This is a genomic window from Cognatiyoonia koreensis, from assembly GCF_900109295.1.
Lineage (GTDB): Bacteria > Pseudomonadota > Alphaproteobacteria > Rhodobacterales > Rhodobacteraceae > Cognatiyoonia > Cognatiyoonia koreensis.
Genome location: NZ_FOIZ01000002.1, coordinates 397,865 through 415,536 on the forward strand (window position 1 = coordinate 397,865; position 17,672 = coordinate 415,536).

Below are 17,672 nucleotides of genomic sequence, written 5' to 3' on the forward strand. Positions count from 1 at the left end.
GCTACCGTTCAGGTCGAGTGATCTGGAGGATTCTGATGGCGCGGCTTGGCGTTGATATCGGTGGCACGTTTACGGACGTCGTGCTGGAAGTCGGTGGCGACCGGTTTTCCACCAAAGTCTTGACCACCTATGCCGCCCCCGAGGATGCGATTGTCGATGGTTTGCAGCAGGTCTGTACCAAGGCTGGCATCGCGCCATCCGACATCGAACAGATTATTCATGGCACCACGCTGGCCACGAATGCCCTGATCGAACGGCGCGGGGCAAAGACCGCCCTGATTACCACCAAGGGCTTTCGCGATGTCATCGAGATGCGCACCGAAAGCCGGTTCGAACAATACGATCTGAACCTGACCCTTCCCGAACCCCTGCTGCCCCGTCAGTCCCGTTTCGTCGTGGCGGGCCGCATGGATGCGAAGGGCCGTGAATTGCGCCCCATGGACCGCGCAGAGGTCGAAGCCGTTGTCGATGATATCAAGGCTGCCGGGTATGAGAGTATCGCTGTCGGTCTGATCCATTCCTACCTGAATGACGCGCACGAACGGTTGGTTGCCGAGGTCTTGGCCGAAAAGATGCCCGATGCGATGGTATCCTTGTCTTGCGAAGTGTCACCGCAGATGCGCGAATACGAGCGGTTCAATACAGTTGTCGCAAACGCCTATATCAAACCGCTGATGAAATCCTATCTGGGCCGTCTGGCCGGGCGGCTGCGCGATCAGGGCGTGGATTGCCAGATTTTCCTGATGCATTCAGGCGGCGGTATCATCAGCATCGAAAGTGCCGCCGAATTTCCTGTCCGACTGGTCGAGAGCGGCCCTGCCGGCGGTGCCGTCTTTGCCGCCAATATCGCTGCGCAGTTCGGTCTGGATAAGGTGTTGTCTTTCGACATGGGCGGCACCACGGCCAAGATTTGTCTGATCCGCAACCAGACCCCGAAAACGTCGCGCGTGTTCGAAGTGGCGCGCACGTATCGGTTCAAGAAGGGGTCGGGCATGCCGATTTCCATCCCCGTGATCGACATGGTCGAGATTGGTGCGGGCGGCGGGTCTTTGGCCCATGTGGATGCGATGCGCCAGATCCGCGTTGGTCCCGAAAGTGCAGGGTCCGAGCCGGGGCCAGCCTGCTATGGCCGCAACGGTGACAAGCCTGCCGTAACGGACGCCGATCTTGTTCTGGGCAAACTGGACCCTGCCCATTTCGCGGGCGGGTCCATCCCGCTTTATCCCGATCGTGCGCAAGATGCCTTGACCCGCGTTCTGGGTGATCCGCTGGACATGGACGCGGTGGAATCCGCCTTTGGTCTGGCGGAGGTCGTGGATGAGAACATGGCAAATGCCGCCCGCGTTCATGCGGTTGAAAACGGAGAAGACCTTGCTGAATACACGATGATCGCTTTTGGCGGGGCGGCCCCGCTGCACGCAGGTCGTTTGTGCGAAAAGCTGGGCGTGTCCCGGCTGCTGGTGCCTACGGGCGCGGGCGTCGGATCGGCTGTCGGGTTCTTGCGTGCCCCGTTCAGTTTCGAGGCGAACCGGTCCGTCTATATGAAGCTGTCCGATTTCGCGCCGGACGTCGTGCGCGACCTGTTGGCCGATCTGGCCAAGGAGGCGACCGGTTTTGTACGTTCCTGCGATGCGACGGCCGAGATTTTGACCGAATACAAGGCGTACATGCGCTACACCGGCCAAGGTTGGGAAATCCCGATCATCCTGCGTGCCGAGGACGCCGCCGCACCGGACGCCGCGAAGTTCCAGGCGCTGTTCGAAGCGGATTATGCGGCCCTGTTCGGACGGCCCGTGGACGGCATGGATGTCGAAATCACGGTCTGGGCCGTGAATGCAACGACACCGGCGCAGCCAACCACGCCAGTTGCGTCGTTCAGCCCTGGCAAGGCATTGGATGGCGGGCCCACACGGGGCGTGTTCGATCCTGCATTGGCGCAGATGGTTGATGCACAGGTTGTCACACGCGCCGCGATGACGCCCGGCGATACAGTCGTGGGTCCAGCCATTATCACCGAAGACGAAACCACGATTGTTGTCCCGACCTCGCGCATTGCACGGGCGCAGGCAGATGGCACGATCGACCTTATTACCAAGGAGGACGCCGCATGAGTGTTGTTGCCAATCAGGTGATGTGGAACCGGCTGATTTCCGTGGTCGAGGAACAGGCGCAGGCGTTGGTGCGGACCGCCTTTTCGACCTCTGTGCGCGAAGCGGGTGACCTGTCCGCCGGGGTCTACGATCAGGCGGGGCAGATGCTGGCGCAGGCCGTCACCGGTACACCCGGCCATGTAAACGCGATGGCGGATGCGGTCGGCCATTTCATCCGGCGGATCGGACGTGACAATATCACCGAGGGCGACGTCTATATCACCAACGATCCGTGGGAAGGCACTGGCCATCTTCATGATATCACCGTTGTTACCCCGTCATTTCATCGCGGCGTGCATGTCGGCTTTTTTGCCTGCACCGCGCATATCGTGGATATCGGCGGGCGCGGGTTCGGGGCGGATGCGGCAAGCGTTTACGAAGAAGGTCTGTATATCCCCATCATGAAATTGGTCGATCAGGGGCAGATTGACCAAACGCTGCTGCGCATCGTGCGCGGCAACGTCCGCGAACCCGATCAGCTGGTGGGCGATATCTTTGCGCTGGTCACATGCAACGAAATCGGTCACCGCCGCTTGGTCGAGATGATGAACGAATTCGATCTGACCGATCTTGAAGGCATTGCGACCTTCATCCTTGATAATTCACGTCGCGCGACCCTCGAACGGATTGCCGCGCTGCCGCGCGAGACGGCAACGGGGTCCATGCGGATCGACGGGTTCGACCGCCCGATTGACCTGAAGGTCAAGGTGCAGATCTTCGCGGACCGTATTCTGTGCGATTGGGACGGCACATCGGGGCTGGACAAGAAAGGCATCAACGTGCCGCTGGTCTATACAAAGGCCTATGCCTGCTACGCGCTGAAATGCGCCATCGCCCCCGAAATCCCCAACAACGCCGCATCACTTGCCCCGTTCGAGGTGGTCGCCCCCGTGGACAGCATCGTCAACGCCGTCCACCCCGCGCCCGTCGCGCTGCGCCATATCATCGGGCACATGGTGCCTGACACGGTTTATGACGCGCTCGACAAGATTTTGCCGGGCACGGTTCCTGCCGAAGGGGCGGGGTGCCTGTGTAATTTTCAGGTGTCCTTGCGTCCGCGCACAGACGCCCCTGCACCAGAAGTTGCGGTCAGGGCCGAGGTATTGACCTTTAATTCCGGCGGGTCCGGTGCCCGTCCGACGCTGGATGGGATGAACGCGACCGCCTTTCCATCGGGCGTGATGACGATGCCGGTCGAAGCCACGGAACATACCGGGCCGGTCATTATCTGGCGCAAGGAATTGCGCCCCGACAGCGGTGGTGCCGGTCAGTTCCGCGGCGGGCTGGGCCAGTTCATGGAAGTCGGGGCTGCCGAAGGGCAGGAATTCGACTTTCAGGCGATGTTCGATCGTGTCGATCATCCCGCACGCGGACGGCACGGTGGTCTGGACGGTGCACCAACGACGATTGCGCAGGACGATGGCACCCCGATGCGGGGCAAGGGCAAACAGTTTGTGGCGCACGGGCGACGGGTGATGTTGGCCTTTCCCGGCGGGGCCGGCTACGGCGATCCGGCCTTGCGTGACCCTGCATTGGTGCGGCGCGATCTTGCGCGCGGTTATATCTCTGCCAATGTGGCGCAAGACACATATGGGATAAGCGCGGAAGAGGTGGCCGCCGTGCAATCCGCCACTGCGAGGGGAGAGGACATCTGATGCAGGCACCACAGAAAAACAGCTATGATGTCGTTATTGTCGGGGGGGCGATGTACGGGTCATCAGTCGCGTGGTGGCTGACGGAGAACGCGGACTTCAACGGAACCATTCTGGTCGTCGAGAAAGATCCGACTTACGAGTTCACATCAACATCCCATACGAATTCCTGCATGAGGCAGCAATTTTCTGCGCCTATCAATATAAAAATTTCCCAGTTCGCGGCTGATTTCGTCAAGAATTTCCGCGCCTATATGGGCGGTGATACGCGCGTGCCGCATCTGGCCTTGCAAAGCTATGGCTACATGTATCTGGCCGATACCGAAGCGTTTGCCCAGAACCTGCGTGAGGCACAGAAAGTGCAGCAGGCCCACGGGGCGGGCACCAAGCACATGACGGCCGCCGAGATCAAGGCCGCCTATCCTTTCTACAACATGGACGACATTGTTGCGGGCAATCACAACCTGATCGACGAAGGGTATTTCGATGGCAACACCTTGTTTGACTGGTGGAAGCGCTCTGCCCGCGAACGGGGCGCGGAATACGTCCACAATCAAGTGGTCGCGATGTCCCGCGTCAACGATCGCATCGAAAGCGTCACCCTTGCCAGCGGCGAGGTGATCGCATGTGGTACTGTCGTCAATGCGTCGGGACCGCGCGCAGTTCTGACCAGCCGCATGGCGGGCATCGAGATTCCCGTAGAGCCGCGCAAGCGCTATACCTTCATCTTTCAGGCCGAAGACCCGCTGGACCGTGACCTGCCGCTGACCATCGACCCGAGCGGCGTACATATGCGGACCGATGGCACCTATTACCTAGCCGGGTGTCCGCCCGATGACGATCCGGCGGTCGATTACGATGATTTCGTGCAGGATCATGCGATCTGGGAAGAAAAAGTCTGGCCCGTGCTGGCCCATCGGGTGCCACAGTTCGAGCGGATCAGGCTGGTGAATTCCTGGGCAGGCCATTACGCCTATAACACCTTTGATCAGAACGCGATTATCGGGCCGCACAACGCGGTGTCCAATTTCATCTTCGTCAACGGCTTTTCCGGTCACGGGTTCCAGCAATCCCCTGCCTTGGGGCGTGGCGTTGCGGAATGGATCGCCACAGGTGCGTTCCAGACACTCGATTTGACACCCTTTGCGTTTGACCGGATCGTGCGGGGCCAGAAGTTCGTTGAAAAGGCCGTAATATGACATTTGCAGACGCGCTGCGCGACAAGCAGCAACAGATCGGATTGTGGATTTCACTTTCCCACAACTATGCCGCAGAGGTCGTGGCCGGGGCTGGTTTCGACTGGCTGGTCGTAGACATGGAACATGCGCCGAATGATTTGCCAATGGTGCTAAGCCAGTTGCAGGCGATTGCCGGACATGGCGGATCGGCGATTGTGCGTCCGCCCTGGAACGAGCCGGTCATCATCAAGCAATTGCTGGATGCCGGGGCGAAGGGCTTGTTGTTCCCGTTTGTGCAGGACGCGGATGAAGCGCGCGCCGCTGTTGCTGCCTCGCGCTATCCGCCCGAGGGTATTCGCGGAGTTGCGGGATCGACACGTGCGAACAACTTTGGCCGGACGCCTGATTACTACAAGTCCGCGAACGATGCGCTGACCTTGATCGTGCAGATCGAGACTCGCGCCGCCTTGGCCCAGGCTGTCGAGATCGGCACCGTGGAAGGCGTATCCGGCGTGTTCTTTGGCCCTGCGGATATCTCGGCGGATATGGGATTGCTGGGTCAGCCGCTGCACCCCGATGTCTGGGTCGAAATCCGCAAGGCAGCGAAACTGTTGATTGCACGCGGCGTGCCCGTTGGCACGCTGGTCACGGACCCCGATTTCGCGCGCAGTTTGCTGGATGAAGGATTCACATTCGTGGCCTGCGGCACAGACGTCGGATTGCTGGCCAAAGGGTCTGATGCGTTGCTTGCGCATGTAAGGGGAGACAAGACATGAAAATCGTTCTGACCGGTGCTGCCGGCTATCTGGGCGGGCTGTGTCGTGCGCCGCTGGCCGCGCTGTGCGACACGCTGGTGTCCACCGATATTGCTGACGGCATCACCGATCTGCTGCCCAACGAAAGCTATCGGAAGGTCGATATCGGTGTCTTCGATCAAGTGCATGACCTGCTGGCCGGGGCCGATATGGTCGTTCATTTCGGATCGATCGCAGATGAGGCCGCGTGGGAGAAGATTTTTCATTCCAACCTGCTAAGTGCCTATAACATCTGGGAAAGTGCCCATCAACAGGGCGTCAGGCGGATCGTTTTCGCAAGTTCCATCCACGCAGTCGGGATGCATCCGAAACAGACCGCGATCGGTATTGATGCCGCCCACCGTCCCGATACCTACTATGGTTTGGCCAAGTGTTTTACCGAAGACCTTGCCAGCCTTTACTGGGACAAGCGCGGGCTTGAGACGGTCTGTATGCGCATCGCATCTGCCACGCCCAAGCCTGGCAATAGCCGTGCGTTGGGTACGTGGCTTTCCGAAGGCGACGCCGTTCAACTGGTCGAAAAATGCGTCACCTCGCCCACGGTCGGGTTCAGCATCGTCTATGGTGTTTCCAACAACGACCGTGCCGGCGTGGATAATTCGGGCGCGGCGTTTCTTGGGTTTCGCCCGAAGGACAACGCAGAAGATTATGCCGCCGACATTTTACCCAAGGCGGATCCACAAGACCCCCAAAACCCCGAAGACATGTGCCACGGCGGACCGTTCGCCGTCGTCCCATTGGGCACCAGCGGGGTCGAGATGATCAAGGCCAGGAACGTGTCCAAAGACTAGAAGTCGAGGTTTTCCACTGACAGCGCGTTCGTCTGGATGAATTCGCGGCGTGGTTCGACCACGTCGCCCATCAGCTTGGTGAAGATATCGTCAGCTTCGGCGACATCTTCGACCCTGACTTGCAGCAGCGTGCGTGCGTCCGGGTCCAGCGTTGTTTCCCAAAGCTGATCGGGATTCATTTCGCCCAGACCCTTGTAGCGCTGCAACGACAGACCCTTTTCACCCTCTTCCAGAATGGCCTTGAGCAGATCGAGCGGGCCATGGATCATCTGGCTGCGGTCCTTGCGGATCAACGTCGCAGGCAGATCGTAGACCTCTTGCAGGGCTTGCGTGAACGTACCGGTGCGGCGCGCTTCACCTGAGCGCAGCATCGGGCCGTCAAGTGTCCGCACTTCTTCTACGCCGCGCAGGATACGGGCGAGACGCACGCCATGATCTTGTGTGATCCGCCCATGCCAACCGCGTTCCCATTCAAGTGCGATCAGATCGAGTCGCTTGGCGATCTTGTCGGCCACGCCTTGCAGGTCCGCGTCAACCGCGCCTTGCACGAAGGCACCGGAAATCGCGGCCTGTTCAAGGATATGGCGCGGATAATGGGTTGGAAACGCATCCAGAACCCGCTTGAGCCGTGCCGCATCGTCGATCACGCGGCGCAGGTCGGCCCCGGCGATTTCGTCGCCATTGCCTTGGCGCAAGACGGCACCGTCGATGCCCTGTTCGATCAGGTATTCGTCCATCGCGGCCTGATCCTTGAGGTAAACCTCGGACTTGCCGCGCGCCACTTTGTAAAGCGGCGGCTGCGCGATGTAGAGGTGCCCGTTTTCGATCAGCTGAGGCATCTGGCGGAAGAAGAAGGTCAGCAACAGCGTACGGATGTGCGCACCATCAACGTCCGCGTCGGTCATGATGACGATCTTGTGGTAGCGCAGTTTGGAGATATCGAATTCGTCGCGCCCGATACCGGTGCCGAGCGCCATGACGAGATTTCCGATTTCCTGAGAGCCGAGCATCCGGTCGAAACGCGCCCGTTCGACGTTCAGGATTTTACCTTTCAGCGGGAGGATCGCTTGCGTTTGACGGTCGCGCCCGGTTTGGGCAGAGCCACCGGCGGAGTCACCCTCGACAAGGAAAACTTCGGTTTTTGACGGGTCTTTTTCGGAACAGTCCTTCAGTTTTCCGGCGAGGAAGTTCACATCCATCGCCGTTTTCCGGCGTGTCAGTTCGCGCGCCTTGCGGGCAGCTTCGCGTGCGAGTGCGGCCTCGACGATCTTGCCGACGATCTGCTTGGCTTCGGTCGGGTTTTCCTCGAACCATTCGGCGAGCTTTTCGCCGACGAGAGATTCCACAGCAGGGCGCACTTCGGAGGACACCAGCTTGTCTTTGGTCTGGGAGGAGAATTTCGGGTCAGGTACTTTAACCGACAACACGCAGGTCAAACCTTCGCGGGCGTCGTCGCCGGTAAAGCTGACCTTTTCCTTTTTCGCGATGCCGCTGGATTGCGCATAGTTGTTGATCGTACGCGTCAGCGCCCCACGGAAGCCCGCCATATGCGTGCCGCCATCGCGCTGCGGGATGTTGTTTGTGAATGGCAGAACCATTTCGTTGTAGCTGTCGTTCCACCACATCGCGACCTCGACGCCGATGTCGTCGCGTTCGCCCTTGACGTAGATCGGTTCGGGCATGACCGGCGTTTTCGACCGGTCGATGTATTTGACGAATTCCTTGACCCCGCCTTCGTAGAACAATTCGGTGCGCAGCGGTTCAGCGGGCCGTTCGTCTTCGAGGATGATGCGCACGCCAGAATTCAGGAAGGCGAGTTCGCGCAGGCGCTTTTCCAGTGTGTGGAAATCGAATTCCCTGTTCGAAAATGTTTCGAGGCTGGCCAGAAAGCGCACCTCTGTTCCTTTGCGTCCGTTGGCGTCACCCACAACCCTCAGGCTTTCGGTGGTGAAGCCGCCTTCGAACCGGGCATAGTGCTCTTTGCCGTTACGCCAGATGCGCAGTTCCAGATAGTCAGACAGAGCGTTGACGACGGACACGCCAACACCGTGCAGACCGCCGGAGACCTTATAGGAATTGCTGTCGAATTTACCGCCCGCGTGCAGCTGGGTCATGATGACTTCGGCTGCGGAAACGCCTTCTTCCTTGTGCATATCGACAGGGATACCGCGCCCGTTGTCACCGACAGAGACCGACCCGTCGGCGTGAATTTTCACGCTCACGTGGTCGGCGTGACCGGCCAGCGCCTCGTCAATGCCGTTATCCACGACCTCGTAGACCATGTGATGCAGGCCCGAACCGTCATCGGTGTCGCCGATATACATACCGGGACGCTTGCGGACGGCCTCCAAGCCCTTGAGAACCTTAATGGAATCCGCCCCGTATTCCGGGCTGCTTGCCTGCTCGTCTGACATCAATTTTTTCCTGTCCGTTTACCCGCTAAATATATGGAAAACCGAAGGGATTGTCACGCGATTGGCACAATATTTTGTGGATACGGCACGGCCGCAGGGTCGCAGATTTCAACACTCCCGAAATGGGCGTGTCGCCGCTATAAAATCGGGATCACCAGCCCCACGCAGATCAGCAGACCCCCTGCCGTCAGGTTCGTGCGCCGCAGCGCCGCGGGTGACGTCAGCAATGCCCGCGCCTTGCCGATGAACAGTGCAAGCGTCAGGTTCCCTGCCAGCGGAACGATCAGGCTGAGAAAACAGATGATGCCGATGTCGATCCATGTCAGCCGCGTCAGATCAAAAAATCCGGGCAACATGCCCATGTAGAACAGCACCGCCTTGGGATTGCCGAGGATCACCGCAAGCCCGGCAAGAAAACCCGCCCACATGCCCGGCCGCGTCAGTCGGCTGTCAGAAGCGATGGTCTTGTCTGCCGAGCGTACCACCAGCCAGCCCATGACGATGAACGTGGCACTGGCAATCCATTTGAGGATCAGCAGGAAATCCCCATAGACGCTGACGATCCACGACACGCCCAGAATCGCCAACAGCGGCCAGAGCACATCGCCGACAACGACGCCCAGCGCCAAGGGCCACGCCGCATTGAACCCGCCCGACAAGGTGCGCGCCACCAGCGCCACCCAAACCGGCCCCGGCGTCATGAAAAGGATGAACAGCGCCCCTGCGTAAAGAAGCATATCAGCGACGGTGATCGTCATGCAGGCGCGTCGGGCAGTGTCAGGCTGCCGTCATCGTTCAGCGGCCAGAAAGGGTTCATCGCGACCTCCCAGACGTGCCCGTCGGGATCGGCGTAATAGCCGGAATACCCGCCCCAGAATACCTTTTCCGGCGCTTTCAAGGGCGTGGCCCCGACAGCGATCGCCTTGGCATAGGCGGCATCAACCTCTTCCTCGGTCGGGAAATTCTGGCCCAATGTGCTGCCACCAATGCCAAGTTTCGTCCCCTCGCGGCCCTGATCCTTGGCCAGCGCATCCAGCCCGAAGAGGCCAAGCGCCATTCCGTTGATCTGATAGAACGCAGCCTCTTCCAGATCCTCTTTCGGTTCCCACCCGAGGGCGGCGTAGAACGCTTTGGAGCGCGCCAGATCGGTGACACCAAGAGTGATGAGTGTGACGCGTTGCGGGGTCATGGTGTGGTCCTTTGTGTCGTGATTGAAATACCGTTTTCTTCCGTGACTTCAATGTATTGCGCGCGCGAATCCAGTTCGGCAAAAAGTTCGGGGCCAGTCCCCGTCATCCATGCCTGTGCGCCAAGCGCACAGATTTCATCATAAAGTGCCGCGCGGCGGCTGGCGTCAAGATGGGCGGCCACTTCGTCCAGAAGCAGGATAGGCGGCGCACCGAAGCTACCAGTCAGCGCGCGCCCGTTTGCGAGGATCAGACTGATGAGCAGCGCCTTCTGTTCACCTGTCGAGCAGTCCTTTGCATCCACGCCCTTGTCTGCATAGATCGCCGTCAGATCGGCGCGGTGCGGGCCAACAAGGGTGCGGCCAGCCGACATATCGCGCGGGCGTCCTTCGATCAGTGCTTGCAGCAATGTATCCTTGTCGTCGTCCGGCAGGGGGTTTGCGTTGGTCAGGTCGAGCGTTGCTGTCGGGAATGCGGTTTCAGTCGTGTCCTGCGCGGCCGCAAGCGCCGCAATGGCCGTTTGGCGGTTTGCGGTCAGTTCAGCGCCAGCTTCGGCCATTTGCTGTTCCAGCACGGTGTACCAATGCGGGTCGCGCACCATGTCCTTGAGCAGGCGGTTACGTTCGCGCATGGCTTTTTCGTAGCGTACCACTGCGTCTGCATGGGTCGGGATAAAGCTGAGCGTGGCGCGATCGAGGAAGCGTCGCCGCCCCTCTGCCCCTTCGATCCAGAGCCTGTCCATTGATGGCACAAGCCAGAGGATGCGGGCGATCTTGCCCAGCGCATTCTGCGCGGCGGCCTTGCTGTCAATGCGGACGCTGCGCGATGTACCAGGTTCCGCACCGGTTTCGATTTCATGGATCTGGTGCAGGGATTGCAGAATCGCGGTGACTTTCCAGCCAAGCGATTCAGGGCGGCGGATCAGGTCTTCGATACCCGCACGACGCAGACCGCGTCCGGGCGAAAGCATCGAAACCGCTTCGAGCAGGTTGGTCTTGCCCGCACCGTTGGGTCCATAGATCGCGACGGGCCGCGCATCGACGTCGAGCACCGCCCTTTTGTGAGAGCGGAAATGGGAAAGCGTCAGCTGGGTGAGTGCGAGCTGCGCCGTCACACGCGCATCGGCATGACGACATAGACGGCGCTGGTATCATTGCCTTCGCGCATCAGGGTCGGGTCGCCGGACGAATTGAACATAAAGACGGCGTTTTCGCGGTCCACCTGGCTGGCAATCTCCAGCAGGTATTTCGCGTTGAACCCGATTTCGAGCCGTTCGTCGCTGTAGGCGACGACCAGTTCTTCTTCGGCCGCACCGCTGTCAGGGGCGTTCACCGACAGGATCAGCTTGTCTTCGTCAAGTTGCAGCTTCACCGCGCGCGAGCGTTCGGAGGACACTGTCGCCACACGGTCCACCGCCTTGGCGAATTCGGCGGCGTCCACTTCGAGCTTGCGCGTGTTTCCTTGCGGGATGACGCGGGTGTAATCCGGGAAGGTGCCGTCGATAACCTTGGATGTCAGCGTGATGTCCGGCGTCGCAAAACGGACCTTTGTTTCACTGACCGAGACCGCGATCTGCATGTCGTCATCATCAAGCAGCTTGCGCAATTCGCCGACCGTCTTGCGCGGGACAATCACGCCTGCCATGTCGGCGGCCCCTTCGGGCAGGTCCGCGTCAATCCGGGCCAGCCGATGACCGTCGGTGGCGACACAGCGCAGCACCTTGCCGCCATCGGCTTCGGCGACATGCATGTAGACACCGTTCAGATAATAGCGGGTTTCTTCGGTCGAGATTGCGAACTTCGATTTGTCGAAGAGGCGGCGCAGCACCGGTGCCGGAGCCGAGAAATTCGCGGCGTATTCCGAGGAGGCCATGACCGGGAAGTCCTCTTTGGGCAACGTCGCAAGCGAGAAATTGGAACGACCCGCCTCGATCGTCAGGCGACCGGATGCGCCGTCTTCGCTGAGTGTGACGAGTGCGCCATCAGGCAGTTTGCGCACGATTTCATTGAGCGTGACCGCAGAGACCGTCGTCGCACCGGCCCGTTCGACCTGTGCGGGCGCACGATCCACCACCTCGATATCGAGGTCGGTGGCACGGAACTGGACGCTGTCGCCTTCGGCCTCGATCAGGACGTTGGCGAGGATGGGGATCGTATTGCGCCGTTCCACGACGGATTGCGCTTGTGCGACCGCCTTGAGAAGGCTCGCGCGTTCGATACTGATCTTCATTGTCCCTCGCTCCGCTTTGCCGGCGCTTTCCGCCGGGAGGTGAAAACTATCTGTTTTCCCGCCCGTTGCAACTGTTTGATGTGACTTTCGACACCTGATGCGGTGCCGTCAAGCGAATTGCCCTGTATCCTTGGCCCCGCCCGCCTTTGACCTGTCGGAAAGGGGCGCTGCCCCTCGCCGCTGGGCGGCTCATCCCGAAGTTTGATTGGACGCAGAAAGAGGGTGGGCGGCGTGTTAACCTTAGTGGTGTGTGAAGTCCTGCTACGCGTGCTGGATCAAGCCTCTAGCGCGCGGCGCAGCAGTTCAATGTCATCCGCGATCTGGCTGTCGATGACCATCAGCTCTTCGACCCGTTTGACGCCGTGCATGACTGTCGTGTGGTCCCGCCCGCCAAAGCGGCGACCGATTTCCGGCAGCGACCGGCTGGTCATCTGTTTGGCCAGATACATCGCGATCTGGCGTGGCCGCGCGTAGCTGCGCACGCGTTTCGGCCCGATCATGTCGGAGAGCCGGATATTGTAATGTTCGGATACCTTGCGCTGGATTTCTTCGACTGTGACCTTGCGATCGGACGCCTTGAGCACGTCAGACAGGCAATCCTGCGTCAGTTCCAGCGTGATTTCGCGGCCCACGAGGCTGGCGAAGGCGAAAAGGCGGGTCAGCGCGCCTTCGAGAATCCGCACGTTGCTGGTGATACGATGTGCGAGAAATTCGAGCACGCCCGATGCGATCTCGAGTGAGGGGTACTGCGCTTGCTGCATTTGCACCTTGGCCTGCAGAACGCCGAGCCGCAGTTCATAGTCGGTCGGGTGCAGATCGACGACCAGGCCGCACTGCAGACGCGAGCGGATGCGGTCTTCGAGCTCCTTGATTTCGCCGGGCGCGCGATCGGCAGAGATGATGATCTGTTTGCGGGCATCGACGAGCGCGTTGAAGGTGTGGAAGAACTCCTCTTGCGTGGAGTCCTTGCCAGCAAGGAATTGCACATCATCGACCATCAGCACATCGACGGACCGGAAGAGCGATTTGAAATCCATCATCTTGCGTTCGCGCAGCGCTGTAATGAAGCGGTACATGAACTGTTCTGCGGACAGATAAAGCACGTTCAGTTCTGGGCTGCGTTCCTGCAATTCATGCGCGATGGCATGCATGAGGTGTGTCTTGCCGAGACCGACGCCCCCATAAAGAAAGAGCGGGTTGAAGGTGACCGGGCCGCCTTCGGCGACGCGCCGCGCGGCAGCGTTTGCCAGTTCGTTCGGCTTGCCAACGACGAAGGTGTCAAAGGTAAAGCGCGGATCAATCGGCGCACCTGCGCTGTTAGGATCAGCGGCCTGTACAGACTTGGGCTTGGTGGACGAGTTTGCGGGCCGTGCCGACTGGTTGGCCGGAACATCAAACCGCAGACGTTGCACATCCTGGCTATGACGATTTAGCTGATAGATGATCTGGTCACCGAAATTCTGGTCGACATAATTTCCAATGAACCCGGTCGGAACTTCGAACGTCGCAACGCGGTCCTGAAGCTGTTTGAGTTGCAGTGGTTCGATCCAGCTTGAGAAACTGTTCGCGCTCATCCCGCTTTTTAGCGCCCGCAACACATCAGCCCACACTTGCGTTGTCATAGTCTTCGTTGTCCCATCCAATATACAATTGCCCAACAGCTTGCGCCGCAACAACTCACATTGGACACGACAAACACTGCCGTCAGAGGTCATCTGACGTCGATGTCGTGCACCACAATCATAGGCCCCAGTGTACCGGTTGCTGCAAAACAGACAGACTTCCAAGCACCCTACGACGGTTTCAAGGAGGACAAGATACAACGCATCCAGAGGTGTCCCCCCCTGGCGCGTCACTGACACAAGAGTCTTGGGCAAAACATGCCCAGAACCCCTGCATGGACTTCGGCAAAATCAGCATTCGGTCACTGGCAGCGGCAGCTGCGATCATCACCAAATTTTTGCCGATCCCCCATGTCCCCCCCGGAACGATGTGAATCGCAGGGTCAACGTAGCAAGGGGTTTGCTGTCCCGACAACAGAACAACGCGCTTGACTCTGGCTTTCTGGAAAAAGAATCTCTGATCGCCTTGAATCAGCGAGAAAACTTTCATTCCCCCTAAAGCGGAACGCAAAAGCGCGCCTCTGCGGGCGCGCTTTGAAGTTTCAAATATGTTGCGCAAATGCGGCAGGAATCGGTTAACCGATCGCTTTGACGCGTGCTGCCAGACGGGACATTTTCCGTGACGCCGTGTTCTTGTGATAGACGCCTTTGGTAACGCCGCGCATCAGTTCGGGCTGGGCCGCCTTCAGAGCTGCTGTCGCCGCATCCTTGTCACCGGATGCGATTGCTTCTTCGACGGCGCGCAGGTGTGTGCGGATCCGCGAGCGGCGCATCTTGTTGACAGCAAAGCGCGCCGCATTCTGGCGGGCGCGTTTCTTGGATTGTGTCGTGTTTGCCATGTTCGTGTCTTTCGTTCGGGTTCATCAAATACAGTTACATTGCGCCTGATGGCCCACCGGGTTCAGTACCGGCCGAATCTGCCAAAGCGGGCATCACACGCATGTTCGACGCGCCGTATAGGCGCTTGGGCAGTACAAGGGAACCCCTTAAATCAGCGGTCCCGGAATTGGGCTTCGCGTTTTTCCTGGAATGCCGTCATGCCTTCTTTCTGATCTTCGGTCGCGAACAGCGCCTGGAACATGCGACGTTCGTAGTTGATACCTTCAGCCAGCGTCGTCTCGTACGCACGGTTCACGGCATCCTTGGCGGCCATCGAAGCCAAAAGCGGCTTTTCGGTTATCTTGATCGCGGCGGCCTTTGCTTCGTCCATCAGCTTTTTGAACGGCACCACGCGACTGACCAGTCCGCTGGACTCGGCTTCGGTCGCATCCATGAAGCGGCCTGTCAGGTGCATATCCATCGATTTCGACTTGCCGACGTAGCGGGTCAGTCGTTGTGTGCCACCGATGCCCGCAATCACACCTAGGTTGATCTCGGGCTGGCCGAATTTCGCTTTTTCAGCGGCGATGATGAAGTCGCACATCATGGCGAGTTCGCACCCGCCGCCCAGTGCATAGCCTGACACGGCCGCGATGATCGGCTTGCGCGCCCGGTTGAACCGGTCGCTTTCGTTGCCAAAGAAGTTTTCAACGTACATGTCGACGAAGGTCTTGTCGGCCATTTCCGTGATATCGGCCCCGGCGGCGAACGCCTTTTCCGAACCGGTGATGATCATGCAGCGTACCTTGTCAGAGGCATCCGCCTCTTCCACCGCCTGGCACAGTTCCTTGAGCAGTTTGGAATTGATCGCGTTCATCGCGTCGGGCCGGTTCAGTGTGATGGTCGCGACGTAGTCTTCGATATCAACGATGATCGTTTCATAGGCCATGAGGGGCTGCCTTGCAGTTACGGTTGACGCTTTTGATGCGCAAAGTCAGGGCGCGGTTCAAGCTATCTTTGGCATTGCGGACAAAAGAAAGATGATCGACCGCCTTGCACGATTCGCGAAATTTGCCTTGTGCAATCAGGGGTTGCGCATATCTTGCCCTCTTGGTCATAGACCCGGAAGGTGTGCTGAAAATAACCCAACTCTCCATCTGTTTGCTTGTAATCGCGCAGGGACGACCCGCCCGCGGCGATGGCTTCGGACAAGACGTCGCGGATGATGGGCACGAGTTTCGCGACTCGGGCGGCGCTGATCCTGCCAGCCTTGCGTGCCGGATGGATGCCCGCGCGATGCAGCACTTCGCAGACATAGATATTGCCGAGCCCCGACACGATCCGCTGGTCAAGCAAGGCCGTCTTGATCGGCGTGTTCTTTCCCTTGAGTTTTGCCACGAGGTAATCCTCGTCGAATGCGTTTCCCAATGGTTCAGGGCCAAGATCGCGGATCAACCAGTGGTCGCTGTCGCTAGCCGTGGGCAGCAGGTCCATCGCGCCAAAGCGGCGGGCATCGTTGAAGGTGATGCGCGCATCATTGCCCATGTGAAAAACAACGTGATCATGTTTGGCGGGTACGGGATGGGGGTGGTGAAAGTCGCCCACCGTATGACCCGAAATCAACATCCGCCCCGACATTCCCAAGTGAATCAAAAGCGTTTCTTCGGTGCTGAGGTCCGCAAGGATGTATTTCGATCGGCGCCGCAGGCGTGTGATCGTGGCCCCTGTCAACCTGTCGGCCATGTTTTCGGGAAACGGCCAGCGCAAGTCTGGGCGGTTCACGTCAGCACGGGCGATCACCTGTCCTTCCATCACAGGGGCCAGCCCGGCGCGGACGGTTTCAACTTCGGGAAGTTCGGGCATAGCGACCTGATCGGCTGGGGTGTGTCATGGGCCTATAGGTAAGCGTTTCGTAGGGTGCGGCAACCCGCATCAGGGGCTGCGTCATAATGTAGAACTTGTGAGACAGAGACCGCGGACTAAATTGAATGCCGGAATGACGGTTTGTCCTTTGCTGCCAAGGGGTATAACCCGATGCCAACGTTATGCAGGCAAAGACGATATGACCGACAAACCCGAAAACACGACGCATTTTGGTGCACAGACCGTTCCCGAAAGCGAAAAAGCCGGACGGGTGCAGGGCGTCTTTTCTTCTGTGGCCAATAAATACGACATTATGAACGACGTGATGTCGGGCGGGATCCATCGGCTCTGGAAAGACGCGATGATGGACTGGCTCGCCCCGCGACCGGGCCAGAGGCTGCTTGATGTCGCAGGCGGCACAGGTGACATTTCGTTCCGGTTTCTCAAGCGCGCCGGACATGGCCACGCTACTGTGCTTGATCTGACAGAACCGATGCTGGTCGAAGGGCGCAAACGGGCCGAGGCAGCGCGGTTGTCCGACAGCCTCGACTGGATCGTGGGCGATGCGATGGCACTGCCATTTGATGACAACACGTTCGATGTCTACACGATTTCCTTTGGCATCCGGAACGTGACCCGCCCGCAAGAGGCATTGAACGAAGCCTTTCGCGTATTGCGCCCCGGTGGGCGATTGATGGTGCTGGAGTTCAGCCAACTGCCCAACCCGATGATGCAGGCTGCCTATGACGCCTATTCCTTTAACGTCATCCCCCGCATGGGCCAGATGATCGCAGGCGATCGCGACAGCTATCAGTATCTAGTGGAGTCGATCCGCAACTTCCCGGATCAGGAATCGTTTCTTCGCATGGTCCGCGCAGCTGGCTTCGAGAACGCGAAGTACCGCAACATGACGATGGGCGTCGCGTGCCTGCATTCGGGATGGAAGCTCTAA

Annotated in this window: 15 protein-coding genes; 6 read left to right on the forward strand and 9 right to left on the reverse strand. The window is 59.3% G+C overall.

Features of this window, described 5'->3' with window-relative positions; genetic code table 11:
- The first annotated feature begins 35 nt into the window (after positions 1-35).
- Genes BMY44_RS13665 through BMY44_RS13685 form a run of 5 tightly spaced genes read left to right on the forward strand, consistent with a single transcriptional unit; the run spans position 36 to position 6,586 of the window.
- Positions 36-2,111: a hydantoinase/oxoprolinase family protein gene (locus BMY44_RS13665; RefSeq protein ID WP_089995918.1), complete on the forward strand. Its 2,076-nt coding sequence runs from the start codon at positions 36-38 to the stop codon at positions 2,109-2,111.
- Positions 2,108-3,805 (forward strand): hydantoinase B/oxoprolinase family protein, encoded by a 1,698-nt coding sequence (locus BMY44_RS13670; RefSeq protein WP_089995921.1) that lies wholly within the window; start codon positions 2,108-2,110, stop codon positions 3,803-3,805. The genes BMY44_RS13665 and BMY44_RS13670 overlap by 4 nt, the downstream gene beginning before the upstream one ends.
- Positions 3,805-5,001 carry an NAD(P)/FAD-dependent oxidoreductase gene (locus BMY44_RS13675; protein ID WP_089995924.1) on the forward strand — a complete coding sequence of 399 codons (1,197 nt, stop codon included), beginning with the start codon at positions 3,805-3,807 and terminating at the stop codon, positions 4,999-5,001. Before BMY44_RS13670 ends, BMY44_RS13675 begins: the two co-directional genes overlap by 1 nt.
- Complete coding sequence (locus BMY44_RS13680; protein WP_089995927.1) at positions 4,998-5,756, forward strand: HpcH/HpaI aldolase family protein; 759 nt, start codon at positions 4,998-5,000, stop codon at positions 5,754-5,756. Before BMY44_RS13675 ends, BMY44_RS13680 begins: the two co-directional genes overlap by 4 nt.
- On the forward strand, positions 5,753-6,586 hold the full coding sequence (locus BMY44_RS13685) for an NAD-dependent epimerase/dehydratase family protein (RefSeq protein ID WP_089995930.1): 834 nt from the start codon (positions 5,753-5,755) through the stop codon (positions 6,584-6,586). Before BMY44_RS13680 ends, BMY44_RS13685 begins: the two co-directional genes overlap by 4 nt.
- Here BMY44_RS13685 and gyrB read toward each other — a convergent pair.
- The 9 genes from gyrB to mutM form a co-directional block, all read right to left on the reverse strand.
- Positions 6,583-9,000 (reverse strand): DNA topoisomerase (ATP-hydrolyzing) subunit B, encoded by a 2,418-nt coding sequence (gene gyrB, locus BMY44_RS13690; RefSeq protein WP_089995934.1) that lies wholly within the window; start codon positions 8,998-9,000, stop codon positions 6,583-6,585. The genes BMY44_RS13685 and gyrB overlap by 4 nt on opposite strands.
- Before the next feature lie 137 nt (positions 9,001-9,137).
- The gene (locus tag BMY44_RS13695) at positions 9,138-9,758 is read right to left on the reverse strand and encodes a LysE family translocator (protein ID WP_089995937.1); all 621 of its coding nucleotides are present in this window, start codon (positions 9,756-9,758) and stop codon (positions 9,138-9,140) included.
- Positions 9,755-10,189: a VOC family protein gene (locus BMY44_RS13700; RefSeq protein ID WP_089995940.1), complete on the reverse strand. Its 435-nt coding sequence runs from the start codon at positions 10,187-10,189 to the stop codon at positions 9,755-9,757. Before BMY44_RS13700 ends, BMY44_RS13695 begins: the two co-directional genes overlap by 4 nt.
- Positions 10,186-11,301, reverse strand: coding sequence for a DNA replication/repair protein RecF (gene recF / locus BMY44_RS13705; protein ID WP_089995944.1), 1,116 nt, complete (start codon positions 11,299-11,301; stop codon positions 10,186-10,188). Before recF ends, BMY44_RS13700 begins: the two co-directional genes overlap by 4 nt.
- Positions 11,298-12,416: a DNA polymerase III subunit beta gene (dnaN, locus tag BMY44_RS13710; protein WP_089995947.1), complete on the reverse strand. Its 1,119-nt coding sequence runs from the start codon at positions 12,414-12,416 to the stop codon at positions 11,298-11,300. The genes recF and dnaN overlap by 4 nt, the downstream gene beginning before the upstream one ends.
- 275 nt (positions 12,417-12,691) lie before the next feature.
- The gene (gene dnaA / locus BMY44_RS13715) at positions 12,692-14,038 is read right to left on the reverse strand and encodes a chromosomal replication initiator protein DnaA (protein WP_089995950.1); all 1,347 of its coding nucleotides are present in this window, start codon (positions 14,036-14,038) and stop codon (positions 12,692-12,694) included.
- A 575-nt stretch (positions 14,039-14,613) separates the two neighbouring features.
- Positions 14,614-14,877 carry a 30S ribosomal protein S20 gene (gene rpsT / locus BMY44_RS13720; RefSeq protein ID WP_089995953.1) on the reverse strand — a complete coding sequence of 88 codons (264 nt, stop codon included), beginning with the start codon at positions 14,875-14,877 and terminating at the stop codon, positions 14,614-14,616.
- A 152-nt stretch (positions 14,878-15,029) separates the two neighbouring features.
- Positions 15,030-15,806 carry an enoyl-CoA hydratase gene (locus tag BMY44_RS13725; RefSeq protein WP_089995956.1) on the reverse strand — a complete coding sequence of 259 codons (777 nt, stop codon included), beginning with the start codon at positions 15,804-15,806 and terminating at the stop codon, positions 15,030-15,032.
- A gap of 62 nt (positions 15,807-15,868) precedes the next feature.
- Complete coding sequence (gene mutM / locus BMY44_RS13730; protein WP_089995959.1) at positions 15,869-16,720, reverse strand: bifunctional DNA-formamidopyrimidine glycosylase/DNA-(apurinic or apyrimidinic site) lyase; 852 nt, start codon at positions 16,718-16,720, stop codon at positions 15,869-15,871.
- Between the two features lie 199 nt (positions 16,721-16,919).
- On the opposite strand from mutM, the gene ubiE reads away from it, so the two are divergent.
- Positions 16,920-17,672, forward strand: a complete 753-nt coding sequence (gene ubiE / locus BMY44_RS13735; RefSeq protein ID WP_089995962.1) for a bifunctional demethylmenaquinone methyltransferase/2-methoxy-6-polyprenyl-1,4-benzoquinol methylase UbiE — start codon at positions 16,920-16,922, stop codon at positions 17,670-17,672.

Excerpts from the sequence above, each read along its gene's own strand:
- BMY44_RS13665 (WP_089995918.1), top strand. The coding sequence starts at position 36 with ATGGCGCGGCTTGGCGTTGATATCGGTGGCACGTTTACGGACGTCGTG.
- BMY44_RS13670 (WP_089995921.1), top strand. The coding sequence starts at position 2,108 with ATGAGTGTTGTTGCCAATCAGGTGATGTGGAACCGGCTGATTTCCGTG.
- BMY44_RS13675 (WP_089995924.1), top strand. The coding sequence starts at position 3,805 with ATGCAGGCACCACAGAAAAACAGCTATGATGTCGTTATTGTCGGGGGG.
- BMY44_RS13680 (WP_089995927.1), top strand. The coding sequence starts at position 4,998 with ATGACATTTGCAGACGCGCTGCGCGACAAGCAGCAACAGATCGGATTG.
- BMY44_RS13685 (WP_089995930.1), top strand. The coding sequence starts at position 5,753 with ATGAAAATCGTTCTGACCGGTGCTGCCGGCTATCTGGGCGGGCTGTGT.
- gyrB (WP_089995934.1), bottom strand. The coding sequence starts at position 9,000 with ATGTCAGACGAGCAGGCAAGCAGCCCGGAATACGGGGCGGATTCCATT.
- BMY44_RS13695 (WP_089995937.1), bottom strand. The coding sequence starts at position 9,758 with ATGACGATCACCGTCGCTGATATGCTTCTTTACGCAGGGGCGCTGTTC.
- BMY44_RS13700 (WP_089995940.1), bottom strand. The coding sequence starts at position 10,189 with ATGACCCCGCAACGCGTCACACTCATCACTCTTGGTGTCACCGATCTG.
- dnaN (WP_089995947.1), bottom strand. The coding sequence starts at position 12,416 with ATGAAGATCAGTATCGAACGCGCGAGCCTTCTCAAGGCGGTCGCACAA.
- dnaA (WP_089995950.1), bottom strand. The coding sequence starts at position 14,038 with ATGACAACGCAAGTGTGGGCTGATGTGTTGCGGGCGCTAAAAAGCGGG.
- rpsT (WP_089995953.1), bottom strand. The coding sequence starts at position 14,877 with ATGGCAAACACGACACAATCCAAGAAACGCGCCCGCCAGAATGCGGCG.
- BMY44_RS13725 (WP_089995956.1), bottom strand. The coding sequence starts at position 15,806 with ATGGCCTATGAAACGATCATCGTTGATATCGAAGACTACGTCGCGACC.
- mutM (WP_089995959.1), bottom strand. The coding sequence starts at position 16,720 with ATGCCCGAACTTCCCGAAGTTGAAACCGTCCGCGCCGGGCTGGCCCCT.
- ubiE (WP_089995962.1), top strand. The coding sequence starts at position 16,920 with ATGACCGACAAACCCGAAAACACGACGCATTTTGGTGCACAGACCGTT.